The following is a 15,111-nucleotide window of genomic DNA, read 5'->3' on the forward strand; positions in this document are numbered from 1 at the left end:
GCAAGGCGGCCTTTTGCGTGCCAGGTAGGCTAGTTTACTGTCCTACTAAGAATACAGCGTTGCCAAACAGCAACTTGCCGCTTTGCCAGAACGCCCGGAACAGCGGGTTGTCGCCGAGGTACACTACCTGGCCACGGCCGAGGTCCTGCTCGCCGAGCACGAAGGTGTCTACCAGCTCCTTACGGGCCTTCGAGCCCGCGAAGCCTGCGTAGTAGCCGTTCTTCTTGATGACGCCCACGTTCCAACCGCCCTTGCCTAAGAAGCGGTAGTTGAGCGGCGTGCGGATAAGCGCCGAATAAGTATCGCCGTAGCCGAACGCCAGCGGATGGGTGTTGTCGAGCTGCACGCGGTAAATGGTGCCTAGCGCCTGGTCTTCCGTGTTTTCGCGCTCGGTGGTGCCGTAGCGGCGCAGCGGCAGGTAGGGGTTGGCCATGGTGGCTTTCTTGAGCGCTACTGAGTCGGCCGACTTGGTTTTGAGCAAGAAGTCGCGCTTGTTGGCCAGGAATTTAGCGCCGCCTTCCATCGCGATGAGCTTGCCGCCAGCACGTACCCAAGCCTTGAGGTTTTCGAGGGCCGGGGTGGGGTAGATGTCGGTATAGTCGCCGTCGGGCAAGATGAGCACGTCGATTTTCGACATGGCCACGCGGTTCAGATAGTCGGTGCCCAGCACCGTAATCGGGTAGCCGAGCTGCTGCTCAAAGAAGTGCCACACTTCGCCAAAGGCCGTGGCGTCGATGCCAGGCCCGGCCACTACGGCCACGTTGGGCTGCTTCACAAAGTGCACACTGCCCGAGCCCAGGTCGTGGCCGGTAGTCGAAAAGCCCGTTTTTACCGCCTGTACCACCGAGCCAGCCGAGTCGGCCTGTGCCCGCACAATTTGGTCAAACTTGGGCCCTAGCGCCTCGTTGCCGGTGCGCGTAATAATGAGCGTGCCGGGGGCATACTTCTGGCCTTCGGCCTCAAAGCCCTGCTGAGCGAAACGCACTTTCACTTTCTGCTGGAGCAGTTTGCTCAGGAAGCGCACATCCTGCAGGTTGTTCCAGCGGGCGAGGTAGGCGTAAGGCTGGGCATCCGTGGCGGCGCTGCCCTTCACTACCGGCTGCGAAGGTGTGGGCCCGCTGGCGTCGAGGCGCTGGGTAAGCGCATAGGCTTTCACGCCAAACGAGTAGGGCAGAGCCCACGACGTGATGTCGTAGGTGAGCGAGTCTTCGAGTTGCGGGCGCGGCTCGAACAGCACTTTCACTAGGGTCGATTTGGGCTGATACATGCTCACGAGCACGTCGTGGGGCTGCACGGTAACGGCCTCTGTTTTGCCACTAGCATAGCTGTAGCCGTTGGTTTTGAGCTGCTTGGGGGCAAAGCCGTAGCTGATGTTCTGGCGCTCCAGATACTGCGTCAGCATACGTAGCTGGCCGGGGTCGTTGCCCGAAGCCAGCACGTAGGTTTTGTAGGTGCCGCCGGGCTTAGTCTTAGCCGTGGTGAAGTACGACTGAAACTCGCGCAGCAGGTCGTCGTGGCGCTCGGCCGTGGCCTGAATGGTGGCCCGGCTGGCCGCGTGGTGGTGCGAAATGCGCTGAGCCAGCGTGAGGGTATCGCCGTCGGTGCGGGCGTAGGCTACGCCGGCCGGGCCGCCACCACCCTGCTCATACGTCATGCCGATGGCGCCGTTGAAGCTAGGCCAGGTGTCGCCGTAGGTCGGAGCATACAGGTCGTAAACTTCCCGGGTAAAGTATAGCCAGTTGTTTTTGTCGAACGTGGCCCGGTTGTAGTCGCCGATGACGTTCTGAAACTTGCGCTGCCAGGGCGTAATGTCCTGGTGGTAGGGCTTGGCGGCCGGCGAGAAGTAGTACGAGTTGTTTGGCCCCATCTCGTGGAAGTCGGCGTGCACCTGGGGTAGCCACTTATTATACAGCACAATACGCTGGCGGCTTTCCTGCTGGGTTTGCCAGGCCCAGTCGCGGTTCAGGTCGAAGTAGTAGTGGTTGTAGCGCCCGCCGGGCCAGGGCTCGTGGTGCTCCCACGAGTCGGGGCTGGCGTTCACGCGCTGGTTGCGCACGCGGTTGTACCAGTTCACGTAGCGGTCGTGGCCGTCGGGGTTCACGCAGGGGTCCACCACAATAACGGTGTTCTTGAGCCAGTCCTGCATCTGCGTGTCCTGGGGGTTAGCCAGGTCGTAGAGCACCTGCATTACCGCCTCCGAGCTCACGGCCTCGTTGCCATGCACGTTGTAGCTGAGCCAGCACACGGCCGGCATTTGGCGGCTGGCGGCGCCAGATTCGAGGCTAGCCAGCCGGCGGTCGTTCTGCTGAATGGCGTCGAGCCGGCCGAAGTTTTCAGTGTTGCCGATTTCGATTACTTCCAGCGTGCGCTTCTCGTAGGTTTTGCCGTAGGGCGTGATGCGCATGCGGCCCGGCGAGTGGCCCACCACGTGAGCCGCGTAGCGCAATACATCGGCCTGCGGCGTAAACTGGCTGCCCAGCTTGTAGCCCAGAAACTGGTCGGGCGTGAGCAGCGGCCCCGCTGCATCGGCCGCCGAGGTAGGGCTGGGCGCCGCAGTTTGCGCCGCGCCCGCTAGGGGTAGGGCAAGCCCCAGCAGCAGACCAAGGCCCAGCCGGCCCACGATGCGCGTTGTGCCTTGCCCGCGAAAGAGTAGAGAAGTCATCAAAGAAAGAATGGAGTAAATTGAGAAGGCAAAGGATTAAGCGTAGGGTGCAAAGATGCAGCCGGGGGCTTTACCTACCAGCACAGCGTTTGCAAAGGAGAGCATTTAGCGGAAATGTTGCTCAATCCAGCCAAAAGCTCCCTAGTCGGTAGCCTCTGGTTTCTGGTTAAGAAGCTAAGCTTGGCCGCTTGCTAAACCAGGGCTGCGCTTGTTCGAGCTGCCCGGCCAGCCGAAAGAGCACGTCTTCGGCGCCGAGCCTGGCTATGAACTGCACCCCGCAGGGCAGGCCGTCGGCGGTCCAGTGCAGGGGCACCGACATGGCCGGCTGGCCCGTGAGGTTGGCTAGCTGGGTGTAGGGCGTCTTCTCCAGATTTTGCTCGGCCAGCTTCTCTACCAGCCCCGAGCGCCGGATAACGCCTCCCAACCCGAAGGTATTCACCACTTTCAGCAGCTTCTGCTCAAATGGCTTGGGCTGCAGCTCCCCGATGCGCACCGGTGGCGTAGCCAGCGTAGGAGTCAGCAGCAAGTCATATTTTTCATGAAAGAGGCCCATGCGGCGGGCGTGCTCGTTCCAGGTGTGGCGGGCGGCGGCAAAGTCGGCGGCCGAGTAGGTGCGGCCCAGCAGGCCGAGCAGCCAGGTAGTGGGCTCGACATCGGCAGGCCGCGCCGGGCGGCCCAGCACCTTGGCCAAGCTGACGATGCTAGCCCCCGTTTCGCCAAAGTAGAGCATGAGAAAGGCCGTGGCCACGGCCCGACCATCGAAGGGTAGCGGCACTTCCTCCACGTCGTGGCCCAGGCTTTCGAGCAGGCTGGCCGCCTCGCGCACGGCCGTAGCGCACTCGGGGTGCAGCGGCCGGCCTAGCGGGTGGGCTAGTGTGAAGCCGAGGCGCAGCCGGCCAGGCGGGCGGCCCACTTCCTCCAGGTAAGGCCGCTCGGGCTGGGGCAGGAAGTACGGGGCGCCCACATCGGGCCCCTGCGTAGCGTCGAGCATGGCCGCGCTGTCGCGCACCGAGCGCGTGAGCACGTGCTCCACGGCGGCGCCCTGCCACTTTTCGCCCTGCTCGGGCCCGGTAGGCACGCGGCCCCGGCTGGGTTTCAGCCCAAACAGCCCGCAGCAGGCCGCCGGAATGCGAATGGAGCCGCCGCCATCGCCCGCGCCGGCGAGTGGCGTGATGCCGGCGGCCACGGCTGCCGCCGCGCCGCCGCTGCTGCCGCCCGGCGTGTGGCCGAGCGACCACGGATTGCGGCAAGGGCCATATAGCGCGGGCTCGGTCACGGCCAGCAGCGCAAATTCGGGCGTGTTGGTTTTTCCTAAAATATTGACGCCCGCGGCCTGCCAGCGGCGCACCAGCTCGGCGTCTTCGGTGGGCACAAAGTGGCGCAGCGCCTGGCTGCCGCCGGTGTGTGGCACGCCCGCGTATTGGGCACCAAAGTCCTTCAGCAAAAAGGGCACGCCCCCGAATGGGCCAGCCGGTAGGTCGGACGTGGCCCGCTGCTGCGCCTGCTCGAATAACTTGAGAATGATGGCATTGATGCGCGGGTTTACGGCTTCGGCGCGGGCAATGGCCGCCGCGCAAAGCTCGGCGGCGGTGAGCTGACCGCTGGCTACGAGGGTCGCCATGCCCAGACCATCGAGCTGGTCGTATTCGGTGGGAGAAAGCATGGCGGCAAGATAGGGGCGGCTTGGGTGCGTCTGGGCGTTAACTTGGCGCGTCCTTGTAGTTCCTTTACATTTAGTATGAAAAAACAACTACTTTTTGTGGCCGCGCTAGCCCTGCCCCTGGCTAGCTACGCCCAGACGGCTCCGCGCCCGCTCAACCTTACCGACCTGGCCCGGATGCGCGACGTGGGCGACCCCAACCTCTCGCCCGATGGCGCCTGGGTGGCCTACACCGTGTCGCGCATCGACACGACCACCGACAAGCGCGATGCCGACGTGTGGATGGCCCGCACCGACGGCTCCCAAAACCTGCGCGTCACCACCAACCCCGCCAGCGAAACCCGCCCGCGCTTCAGCCCCGACGGCAAGTACCTGAGCTTTCTCTCGGGCCGCAATGAGGAAGACGGCAACGCCCAATTGTGGCTGCTGAACCGCGCCGGCGGTGAGGCCGAAAAAGTAACCAAGCTCAAGGGCAGCGTGTCGGATTATATCTGGAGCCCCGATGGCAAGCGCATCGCGATGATTATCAAGGATGCCGACCCCGACTCGCTCACCGCTGCTCAAAAGGCGAAGAAGAAAACGGCGCCGCCCATCGTCATCGACCGTTTCCAGTTTAAGAAGGACGTCGATGGCTATTTGAATAACCAGCGCCAGCACCTCTACGTGTTCGACGTGGCCACGCGCCGCCTCAGCAACCTCACGCCCGGCGTGTACGATGAGAACCTGCCCGCCTGGAGCCCCGATAGCAAGCAGCTGGTATTCAGTAGCAAGCGCGGCCCCGACCCCGACCGCCACGACAACTACGACCTCTTCCTCATTGATGCGCAGCCCGGCTCCACCGCTAGGCCCCTGCTGGCCACCGATGTGCCCGAAAGCGCCCCCAACTACGGCAGCCGCCCCGCTTGGAGCCCCGATGGTAAGCGCATCGCCTTCGTGCAGGGCGGTCCCAAAGAGCAGCTCGTGTATGCCCTGCACCAGCTCATGGTGGTAGATGTGGCCGGCGGCCCCGCCCGCGCCCTCACCGCTGGCCTCGACCGCAACACCACCCAGCCGCAGTGGAGCGCCGATGGCAAAAGCATCTATTTCCTGCTCGAAGACGACCGCGCCGAGTCGCTGATGCGCGTAGGGGCTAACGGCGGCAAAATTGAGAAAGTGCTGGCCGGCGCCCGCCAGGTCGGCGACTTCGATAGGACCGCCAAGGGCACTACGGTAGTGCTCAGCAGCCAGCCGCAGCAGCCCACCGAAGTATTCGCGCTTGATAAAAAAGGTGGCTTGCTGCCGTTGTCTAAGCAGAATGATGCTTGGCTAAAAGGCGTGTCGTTAGGGGCCGTCGAGCCCATTCAGGCTAAAAGCAAGGATGGCACGCTGGTGAGCGGCTTTATGGTGAAGCCGGTGGGCTACCAGGCCGGCCGCAAGTATCCGACCATCCTGCGCATTCACGGCGGGCCGGTGGCGCAGTTTGGCTACGGCTTTGCCTTTGAGTGGCAATACTTTGCCGCCAACGGCTATGCCGTGGTGGTGGCCAACCCGCGCGGCAGTTCGGGCCGGGGCCTGGAATACAGCAAGGCCATCTACGCCGACTGGGGCAACAAAGACACCGACGACGTGCTGGCCGTGGTAGACTATGCCGTGGCGCAGGGCCTGGCCGACCCCGACCGCCTCGGCGTGGGCGGCTGGAGCTACGGCGGCATCATGACCGACCAGGTTATTGCCCGCGACCAGCGCTTTAAGGCGGCCGTGAGCGGCGCCAGCATCGGCAACGTGCTCGCCGGCTACGGCACCGACCAGTACATCCGCGACTACGAAACGGAGCTGGGCACGCCCTGGAAAAACCCCGACGTGTACATGCGCGTGTCGTACCCCTTCTACCACGCCGATAAAATCAAGACGCCCACGCTCTTCGTGTGCGGCGAGAAGGATTTCAACGTGCCCCTGCTCAACACCGAGCAGATGTACCAGGCCCTCAAGAGCCTCAACGTGCCGACGCAGCTCGTCATCTACCCCGGCCAGTTTCACGGAGTAACCACCCCTAGCTACGTAAAGGACCGCTACGTGCGCTACCTGAATTGGTACAATAAGTACCTGATGCCCGGCGGCACGGCCCAGGCTGGCAAGTAAAAAGTTAAAAGGAAAAAGCCCGCTGCATTTGCAGCGGGCTTTTTCCTTTTAAGAGTCTGGCATTACGCGGCCACGCGCTTTCTGCCCACAATGGTTTCGTGGTGCAGGTTGCCCCAGGTGCGCATGGCTTCCAGCACTTCTTCCAGCGTGTTGCTGTAGGGCGTGCGCTCGTACTCCACGGTTAGGGGCGTGGTGTTGTACACCGTGCGCTTTACCAGCTGGTTCATTTCCAGCTCCTGCAGTTCTTTTGATAGGATGCTAGGCGAGATGCCGATAGCGCGGCTTAGCTCCTTGAAGCGGTACTTGCGCTCGCGCAGCACGGCCAGGATGACGAGTTTCCATTTGCCGCCCACCACGTCTAGGGTATCGCGCACTGCGTGGTGGGCGCTGCGGCACTGGGGCGAGCTGAGGGGAATACCATTAGGGTGCATTAGTACGGGGATAGGCTGGTTAAAAAGCAAGCTGCAATAGTACCAGCTGCCCAGCCAGAGGTTTTAGGCCCGCGATAGCTAGTGGCTGGGGCTAGCGGGCGGCGAGTAAGCTGTCAACCCCGCTTAGCGTTAATTTTCAACTGCTTAAAAGCCAGATGGCTCCTCTTTTGGGGACCGGTAGCCTTTTTAGAACCAGCTAGGTTACTGGCCAACGGGGCCAATAGGTTTGCCCCCGCAGCCAGCCAAACTACTGCGGCTGCTCTCCCTGGTTCATGCATATCCTACACGTTATTTCCAGTCCGCGCTCGTCGTCTTTTAGCATTCAGCTAGGCCACCAAATAGTCGAAAAGCTCCTGGCGGCTCACCCCGGCAGCACGGTGCGTGAGCGCAACCTGGCCACGCACCCAATGCCCCATCTCGAAGAGGCCTACCTGCAATCTATGTACACGCCGGCCGAAGCCCGCACCCCGGCCCAGCAAGCCGCCTTGCGGCATTCCGACGAGGCCATCCAGGAGCTGCTGGAGGCCGATGTGCTGGTGCTGGGCGCACCCTTTTACAACTTTGGCATCCCTGCCACCCTCAAATCCTGGATTGACCACCTGTGCCGCTCCGGCATCACGTTTAGCTATACAGCCGCTGGCCCGAAAGGACTGATAACGGGTAAGAAAGTATACGTTGCGCTTTCTAGCGGCGGTGTTTACTCTGAGGGACCAATGGCTGTCTACGATTTTGTGGCTCCCTACCTCCGGGCTACGCTGGGCTTCCTGGGCCTCACCGATATGGAGGTGGTGCGCGTCGAGGGTACCGCGGTTCCTGAGCTGGCCGCAACTGCATTGCCGAAGGCTATTGCGAGCATTGAAGTGTAAGCGGCGAGGTATCACGAACTCGCTTATACCTAAAAAAGGCCCCGCTCGGATATCCGAGCGGGGCCTTTTGAGTTTAGGGATGAATGGCAGGCAGCACGTAGCAAAGCCTGCCGTTCGGCTGGCTACTTTGCTAGACTACCACGTTCACCATGCGGCCGGGCACAACTACCACTTTCTTCGGCGTTTTGCCTTCGCCAAAGCGGGCGAGGAAATCCGATTCCAGAATCGCCGTTTCGATTTCGGCGGCGGTGGCGGTGGCGGCAAACTGGCGCTGCTCGCGCACCTTGCCGTTGATGGCCACGGGGTAAGTCACGTTGGCTTCCACCAAATACTCCTCGCGGAACTCGGGGTACTGGGCGTAGCTGATGCTGCCGGGGAAGTGACCGAGCTCTTCCCACAGCTCTTCGGCCAGGTGGGGCGCGAAGGGCGAAAGCAGCACCACGAGCGGCTCCAGGATAGCGCGCTTGCGGGTGCCGAGGGCCGTCAGCTCGTTCACGGCAATCATGAAGGTGCTGACGCTGGTGTTGAAGCTGAACTTCTCAATGTCCTGGGCCACCTTCTGGATGACTTTGTGCAGCGCCTTTAATTCGGCGGGGCTAGCGGGCTCGTCGGTCACGGCCAGCGCGCCGTCTTCGGGGTGGAAGAGGCGCCAGAACTTCTTGAGGAAGGTGCCCACGCCGGTGATGCCATTGGTATTCCAGGGCTTGAACTGCTCCAGCGGCCCGAGGAACATTTCGTAGAGGCGCAGCGCGTCGGCGCCGAATTTGTCAATCAACACATCGGGGTTCACGACGTTGTATTTTGACTTCGACATTTTCTCGACTTCTGAATTTGTCAAAAAGACGTCTGAACCTCCGAACGGAAACGCAGTAAAATTTCCGTTTTGCCAATAGCCGCCTGCACAGATGAAAACGACGTCTTTTAGGTCGTGATGAGATGCTAGGTATTTATCAAGGTCAAGCTTGTTATTCTCAACCTGCGAAATATCAACGTGCAATGCAGTCAAGGTGCCATCACTTACCCCAGCAGTATCACGGAATCTATCGCGGATATCTGCACTTACAAAAACATCCTTCGTCGGAAAGTCAAGCGGAAACTCCATTGAAGAAAATTTCAGCTTAGTAAATGGAGCGTCTAAAGCTGCTTTTGTTTCACTTGCAGAAGAATCGCTAACAGAGGCTGGCAAAGCATGACCTAAGCGGAATATCTTCTCCGAAACGCCCAAAATCATCCCTTGGTTTATCAGCTTCTGGAAGGGCTCATTGGCCGTCACTAGGCCCAGGTCCTTTAAGAACAGGTACCAGAAGCGGGAGTAGAGCAGGTGGCCGGTGGCGTGCTCGGCGCCGCCCATGTAGAGGTCAACCTGGCCCCAGTATTTCTCCACGTCTTCGCCCACGAAGCGGTCGGCGTTGTGCGGGTCCATGTAGCGGAGGTAGTACCAGCTAGAGCCGGCCCAGCCGGGCATGGTGCTCAGCTCGAATTCGTACTGGCCCTTGTACTTCCAGTCTTTGGCGCGGCCTAGCGGCGGCTCGCCGGTTTCGGTGGGCTTGTACTCGTCGATTTCGGGGAGCACGAGCGGCAGGTCGGCCTCGGCCACGCCGTAGGCGGTGCCATCCTTGTAATAAATCGGGATGGGCTCGCCCCAGTAGCGCTGGCGGCCAAAAATCGCATCGCGCAGGCGGAAGTTCACCTTGCCCTTGCCCAGGCCCTTCTCTTCGAGGTAGGCGATGAGGGTGGCGGTGGCTTCCTTGTAGCCCATGCCATTCACGATGCCCGAGTTGATGTAGCGGCCTTCCTTGGTGGCGTCGGCTTGCTGGTCGAGGTCCTTTTGAGCATCCGAAATGGCCGGGATGGGCAAGTCGAAATGCTTGGCAAAGAGGTAGTCGCGCTGGTCACCGCTGGGCACGGCCATCACGGCGCCGGTGCCGTAGCCGGCCAGCACGTAGTCGGCCAGCCAGATGGGCACGGGCGTGCCATCGACCGGGTTCTGGGCATAGGCACCCGTAAACACGCCCGACACGGTTTTGACGTCGGCCATGCGGTCGCGCTCCGAGCGGCGCTTGGTGGCGGCGATATACTCATCCACGGCTCCGCGTTGGTCGGGTGTGGTGAGGGTATCAACTAGCTCGTGCTCGGGGGCTAGCACCAGGAAGGTAGCGCCGTAAATAGTATCGACGCGGGTGGTATATACCTTAATCACAGTGCCTTTGTGGCCCTGCACCGGGAAGCTGACCTCGGCCCCGATGCTCTTGCCAATCCAGTTGCGCTGCATCTCCTTCACGGCGTCGGGCCAGTCGAGGGTATCGAGGCCCTTGAGCAGGCGGTCGGCGTAGGCCGTGATGCGCAGGTTCCACTGCGGCATGAGGCGGCGCTCCACGGGGTAGCCGCCGCGCTCCGAAAGGCCATCTTTTACCTCATCGTTGCTCAAAACGGTGCCTAGCGCAGCACACCAGTTTACGTAGGTATCTTGCTGATAGGCGAGCCGATAGGGGAGGATGGCGGCGAGCTTCTGCTTCTCGGTGAAGCTCTGCCACTGGCCGGCCGTGAAGTCGTGGCGGTCCTCATCATCGCCGGCGGCGCGGATGCCAGCGCTGCCGTTTTCGGCAAACTTCTCCTGCAGGGTGCGGATGTGCTCGGCGCGGTCGGTGTCGAGGTTGTACCAGCTATTGAACAGCTTGAGGAAAATCCACTGCGTCCACTTGTAGTAGCTAGGGTCGGAGGTGCGTACCTCGCGCTCCCAGTCGTAGCTGAAACCCAGCTGCTGGAGCTGCCGGATGTAGGTTTCAATGTTCTTCTCGGTGGTCACGGCCGGGTGCTGGCCGGTCTGGATGGCGTACTGCTCGGCGGGCAGGCCAAACGAGTCGAAGCCCATGGGATGCAGCACGTTGCGGCCCTGCAGGCGCTGGTAGCGCGACACAATGTCGGAGGCAATGTAGCCCAGCGGGTGGCCCACGTGCAGCCCCGCCCCGCTAGGGTACGGAAACATGTCGAGCACGTAGTACTTGGGCTTGTCAGACGAGTTATCGGCGCGGAACGTGTGGTGCTGCTGCCAGTGGTCTTGCCACTTTTTTTCTATGTCTTGCGGGCGGTAGGCGGGCATTTGCTAGGCTAGTTGAATCAGGCAAAGGTACGCAAGCGGGGCGGGGCTCCTTTTTTGAAGCCGCGGCGAGAGGCACTTATTAAAGCGAGCTTAAAAAGGCTTTAAAAGGCGATTAAATCGGCCGGAATAGGGCTTTTGGGCCCGAACCTTTGCAACAAATTTCACCCATACTTCATTTAGGGCCTTGCGAGCCTAGCTCGGCCGCGAGCCCTAGTAGGGGCTAGCTACAGAAGGAATTACGTTACCATGTCTGCCGTTCATCACCACAATTTGCCCCCGCCCACGCCCTGGCAGCGCCTCTCGCGCATGCTCGATACGGAGCGCACCACCATTCGCTACATCATCTTCTACGCCATCATCACGGGCATCATCAGCTTGTCGCTGCCGCTGGGCACGCAGGCCGTGTTCAACCTCGTTTCGACTGGCGCCGTGTTCAGCTCCACCTACATCCTGGTGGCAGTGGTAGTGGGCGGCGTGCTGCTAGGGGGCATCCTGCTGGTAGGTCAGATTACGCTGGTCGAGGCCATCGAGCAGCGCATTTTTGCCAAGGCCGCCATTGAGTATGCCTACCGCCTGCCGCGCATTAAGCCCGAGGCCCTAGCGGGCCTCGATGCCCGCGAGCTGGTCAACCGCTTTTTTGATATCCTGACCGTGCAGAAAGGCCTCACCAAGCTGCTGGTCGATGTCATGTTCGCGGTGCTGCAAATCCTGATGGGCGTGCTTGTACTGGCCTTTTACCACCCCATCTTCATCGGATTCGGCTTGTTCACCATCCTGGCGCTAGGGTTCGTGTACATGCTCAATTACCGCCGGGCACTGCGCACCAGCATCGAAGAATCGGCTTATAAATACGAACTGGTGGCCTGGCTCGAAGGCGTGGCCGACCGCCTCGACGAGGTGCGTGGCGACGATGCGCAGGAGCACCGCACCCTGGCCCGTGCCGACGAGCTGGCCTCGGAATACCTGCACGCCCGCAACGCCCACTTTCGGGTGCTGAAATCTTATTACAACTACGGCATTGCGCTGCGCACGCTGCTCACCGCCGGCCTGCTGATAGCGGGTACGCTCTTCGTGGTATCGCGCCAGATGACGCTAGGCCAGTTTGTGGCCGCCGAAGTTATTATCGTGATGATTAGCGGCTCGATAGAAAAGCTCATGACGAGCATCAATACCATTTTTGACGTGCTGACGGCGGTAGAAAAAGTAGCTGTCGTGACCGACCTGCCGCTCGACGAGCACAAGAATACCATCGCCTACGACCATGCTTAATCTCTCGAACCAACACGTGGCCGAGGAGGTGTGGGAACACGTGCCCCGGCAGTCGCGCCCCGAGCTGCTGCGCACCTACGCCAGCCGCCGGCTAGGCCGCATCTTGCTCGCTATCGGGCTAGTCTTCCTCATCATCCTGTTTTTGCCCTGGCGCCAGACCATCTACGGTGCGGGCAGCCTCACCGCGCTCACGCCGCAAGACCGGCCCCAAAACATTCAGAATCAGATAGCCGGCCGCATCGAGCACTGGAACGTGCGCGAAGGCCAGTTTGTGCACCGCGGAGATACGCTGCTGATGCTCTCCGAAATCAAGGATGAGTACTTTGACCCGAATCTGACCGAGCGCCTAAGTGAGCAGCTAGCCGCCAAGCAGGGTAACGTAGCCGCCTACCAGGCCAAAATAGCCGCCACCGACCAGCAGATTGCCGCCCTGCGCGCCACCCTGGACGTGCAGCTGCAATCGGCCGCAAACAAGGTGGAGCAGGCCCAGAACTACCTGGCTAGCGACCGCGCCGACCTAGTGGCCATCAGCACGTTTTACGAAACGGCCAAGGCCCGGCTGGCCCGCTACGAGGAAGGCTATAAAAACGGCCTGTTCTCGCTCACCGACATCGAAACGCGCCGCCTCAAGCTGCAGGAAGACCTGGCCAAGGTGACCTCGCAGCGCAACAAGGTGAACAGCAGCGAGCAAAACCTGGCCAACGCCCGCATTGAGCTGGCCAACCTGCGCGCCAAGTACGCCCAGGACCTGGCCAAGGCCAACTCCGACCGCAGCTCGGCCGTGGCGAACCGCGAAAGCTATGAAGGTGAAGTAGCCGCCACCCGCAATAAAATCGGCAACGTGACCATGCGCCGCAGCCTCTACGTGGTGCGCGCGCCCCAAACCGGCTTCATCGTGCGCGCCCTTAAGGCTGGCATCGGCGAAACCATTAAGGAAGGCGAAAGCGTGGCCACGCTCCAGCCCGAGGCACCGGCGCTGGCCGCCGAGGTCTACGTGCGGGCCATGGACGTGCCGCTCATTCAGCCCGGGCGCACCGTGCGCTTGCAGTTCGATGGCTTCCCAGCCATCCAGTTTTCGGGCTGGCCCTCGGCAGCGGTGGGCACTTTTGGTGGCGAAGTGACGGTGATTGACGTGGTGAGCAGCCCTGGCGGCAAGTACCGCCTGCTGGTGCGCCCCACCCAGCCGCAGCCCGGCGACCGCCCCTGGCCCAAGCAGCTCCGGCTAGGGTCGGGCGTGCAGGGCTGGGTCATTCTCGACTCGGTGCCGGTGTGGTACGAAATCTGGCGGCAGCTCAACGGCTTCCCGCCCACGCTCAGCACCGAGCCCGACGGCAGCCCGGTGAAGGAAAGTAAGGAGAAAGGGAAGTAGGTTATGATGAGTGAATTGCTTTCTTTTTGTGGGTCAACCAGCTTCTCGCTAACGTGGCGCCGAGGGTGGGGCGCCACGCTAGGGTTGCTATTGCTTGCCGCCCTGGCTAGCCCCGCCCACGCCCAAAACCCGCAGCTACCGTCCCAGCGCTCGGGCCTGGAGCGCGCGCCGCTCCAAACCACCCAGCTCGACGCAGTGCGCCCCGTCGATACGGCTAAGGTGTTTTCGCTCCAAAACCTGGCCGAATTAGTCTTTGCCAACCACCCCATTGTGAAGCAGGCGGCGCTGCTCAGCGACGAGGCGCGCAGCCAAGTGCTGCAAGCCCGCGGCGGCTTCGACCCCAAGCTAGGGGCCGATTTTCACCGCAAGCAGTTTGGCGGCACCGACTATTACAACAACTGGGGCAACGAGCTGAAAATACCGCTCTGGCCCGGTGGCATTGACCTCAAGGCCAGCTACGACCGCAATGTGGGCACCTACGTGAACCCTGAAGGCCGCACGCCCGTGAATGGGCTAGCGGGCGTAGGCTTGTCGATACCCATCGGCCAGGGTCTGCTCATTGATGCCCGCCGCAGCACCTTGCGCCAAGCCAAAATTATGCAGACCGCCGCCGAGGCCGACCGCGTGAAGCAGATAAACGAAGTGTGGCTGCAAGCTGCCAAGGATTACTGGAACTGGTACTACGCCTACCAGCAGGCCCAGCTCATCCGGGAAGGTGTAGCGCTGGCCGACCGCCGCTTCCAGGCCACTGCCCGCCGCGCCCAGATTGGCGACCAGGCACCCATCGACTCCGTAGAGGCCCAAATCACGGTGCAGGACCGCCTGGTGCAGGCCGCCCAGCTGCAAGTAGAAGTGCAAAACGCCCGCCTCGTGCTCTCCAACCACCTCTGGAGCAAGGATGGCCAGCCCATGGAGTTGCCCGCCTACGCCGCGCCCCAAACGCCAGTACGCGACACCGTGAGCCGCCAAGAATACCAGCGCCTCGCCGACCTGGCCGCCGCCAGCCACCCCACGCTGCGTAAGCTAGGGGCCAAAATCAGCCAGCTCGGCATCGAGGAGCGCTACCGCCGCGAGCTGCTCAAACCCAAGCTGAATGTGAGCGCTACGCTCATCAGCCAAGGCGATTTTTACCGGCCCGAGGTGCCCGGGTACTACGACTTTGGCTGGGCCAACCACAAGGTGGGCGTCGATTTTGCCTTCCCGCTCTTCCTACGCGCCGAGCGTGGCAAGCTGCAATACGCCCGCATTCAGGTGCAGGAAACGATGCTGGAGCGCCAGCAGAGCCAGCGCACCATCGCCACGCAGGTCGGAAACGTCTATAACACGCTGCGCGCCTACGACCAGCAGCTGACCCTGCAAGCCCAAACGGTGGCCAACCAGCGCAAGCTGCTGCAAGCCGAGCTAGCCAAGTTTGAGCTGGGCGAGAGCACCATTTTCCTCATCAACGCCCGCGAAAGCAAGCTTATCGAGCTGCGCATCAAGCAGGAAAGCCTGCGCGCCAGCTACGAAAAAGCGCGTGCCGAGCTGTATTACTACGCCGGCACGCGCTCGGTGGCAGGAGAGTAGCGACGCATCCTTGCGTCTCGTCGTGCGCGCCGTCAGGGCGATTATCGTTCAACGACGAGACGCAAGGATG

The 15,111-nt window shown here is 61.7% G+C and carries 9 protein-coding genes; 5 read left to right on the forward strand and 4 right to left on the reverse strand.

Annotation, left to right across the window (positions count from 1 at the left end):
* Positions 1 to 34 precede the first annotated feature (34 nt).
* Together J4D99_RS10565 and J4D99_RS10570 are read right to left on the reverse strand one after the other, a co-directional pair.
* Positions 35 to 2,662, reverse strand: a complete 2,628-nt coding sequence (locus tag J4D99_RS10565; RefSeq protein ID WP_208131667.1) for a M14 family metallopeptidase — start codon at positions 2,660 to 2,662, stop codon at positions 35 to 37.
* Positions 2,663 to 2,828: 166 nt separating this feature from the next.
* Entirely contained in the window at positions 2,829 to 4,325 is a 1,497-nt protein-coding gene (locus tag J4D99_RS10570; protein ID WP_208131668.1) for an amidase, read from the reverse strand.
* A gap of 75 nt (positions 4,326 to 4,400) precedes the next feature.
* Between J4D99_RS10570 and J4D99_RS10575 the strand changes: the two genes are divergently transcribed.
* A complete protein-coding gene (locus J4D99_RS10575; protein ID WP_208131669.1) occupies positions 4,401 to 6,440 on the forward strand; it encodes an alpha/beta hydrolase family protein in 2,040 nt (679 codons plus the stop codon).
* Between the two features lie 62 nt (positions 6,441 to 6,502).
* Here the strand turns inward: J4D99_RS10575 and J4D99_RS10580 are convergent, their stop codons facing one another.
* Complete coding sequence (locus J4D99_RS10580) at positions 6,503 to 6,871, reverse strand: winged helix-turn-helix transcriptional regulator (protein ID WP_208131670.1); 369 nt, start codon at positions 6,869 to 6,871, stop codon at positions 6,503 to 6,505.
* Between the two features lie 272 nt (positions 6,872 to 7,143).
* Here J4D99_RS10580 and J4D99_RS10585 point away from each other — a divergent pair, with 272 nt between their 5' ends.
* Entirely contained in the window at positions 7,144 to 7,737 is a 594-nt protein-coding gene (locus J4D99_RS10585) for an FMN-dependent NADH-azoreductase (protein ID WP_208131671.1), read from the forward strand.
* 130 nt (positions 7,738 to 7,867) lie between these two features.
* Here the strand turns inward: J4D99_RS10585 and J4D99_RS22085 are convergent, their stop codons facing one another.
* Positions 7,868 to 10,837 (reverse strand): leucine--tRNA ligase, encoded by a 2,970-nt coding sequence (locus tag J4D99_RS22085; protein ID WP_208131672.1) that lies wholly within the window; start codon positions 10,835 to 10,837, stop codon positions 7,868 to 7,870.
* A 246-nt stretch (positions 10,838 to 11,083) separates the two neighbouring features.
* On the opposite strand from J4D99_RS22085, the gene J4D99_RS10595 reads away from it, so the two are divergent.
* From J4D99_RS10595 to J4D99_RS10605, 3 genes are all read left to right on the forward strand, one after another.
* Positions 11,084 to 12,106 (forward strand): ATP-binding cassette domain-containing protein, encoded by a 1,023-nt coding sequence (locus tag J4D99_RS10595; protein WP_208131673.1) that lies wholly within the window; start codon positions 11,084 to 11,086, stop codon positions 12,104 to 12,106.
* Positions 12,099 to 13,475: an HlyD family secretion protein gene (locus tag J4D99_RS10600; RefSeq protein ID WP_208131674.1), complete on the forward strand. Its 1,377-nt coding sequence runs from the start codon at positions 12,099 to 12,101 to the stop codon at positions 13,473 to 13,475. Before J4D99_RS10595 ends, J4D99_RS10600 begins: the two co-directional genes overlap by 8 nt.
* Positions 13,476 to 13,559: 84 nt before the next feature.
* The gene (locus tag J4D99_RS10605; RefSeq protein WP_236018614.1) at positions 13,560 to 15,041 is read left to right on the forward strand and encodes a TolC family protein; all 1,482 of its coding nucleotides are present in this window, start codon (positions 13,560 to 13,562) and stop codon (positions 15,039 to 15,041) included.
* The last annotated feature ends 70 nt before the right edge of the window (positions 15,042 to 15,111 follow it).

Origin of the sequence: Hymenobacter sp. BT559 (genome assembly GCF_017571525.1) — a bacterium.
In the GTDB taxonomy this organism is placed as follows: Bacteria; Bacteroidota; Bacteroidia; order Cytophagales; family Hymenobacteraceae; genus Hymenobacter; species Hymenobacter ginsengisoli.

What these genes read in the sequence shown, in the direction of transcription:
- J4D99_RS10570 (WP_208131668.1), bottom strand. Translation starts at nt 4,325, where the DNA reads ATGCTTTCTCCCACCGAATACGACCAGCTCGATGGTCTGGGCATGGCG.
- J4D99_RS10585 (WP_208131671.1), top strand. Translation starts at nt 7,144, where the DNA reads ATGCATATCCTACACGTTATTTCCAGTCCGCGCTCGTCGTCTTTTAGC.
- J4D99_RS10600 (WP_208131674.1), top strand. Translation starts at nt 12,099, where the DNA reads ATGCTTAATCTCTCGAACCAACACGTGGCCGAGGAGGTGTGGGAACAC.
- J4D99_RS22085 (WP_208131672.1), bottom strand. Translation starts at nt 10,837, where the DNA reads ATGCCCGCCTACCGCCCGCAAGACATAGAAAAAAAGTGGCAAGACCAC.
- J4D99_RS10580 (WP_208131670.1), bottom strand. Translation starts at nt 6,871, where the DNA reads ATGCACCCTAATGGTATTCCCCTCAGCTCGCCCCAGTGCCGCAGCGCC.
- J4D99_RS10595 (WP_208131673.1), top strand. Translation starts at nt 11,084, where the DNA reads ATGTCTGCCGTTCATCACCACAATTTGCCCCCGCCCACGCCCTGGCAG.
- J4D99_RS10575 (WP_208131669.1), top strand. Translation starts at nt 4,401, where the DNA reads ATGAAAAAACAACTACTTTTTGTGGCCGCGCTAGCCCTGCCCCTGGCT.
- J4D99_RS10565 (WP_208131667.1), bottom strand. Translation starts at nt 2,662, where the DNA reads ATGACTTCTCTACTCTTTCGCGGGCAAGGCACAACGCGCATCGTGGGC.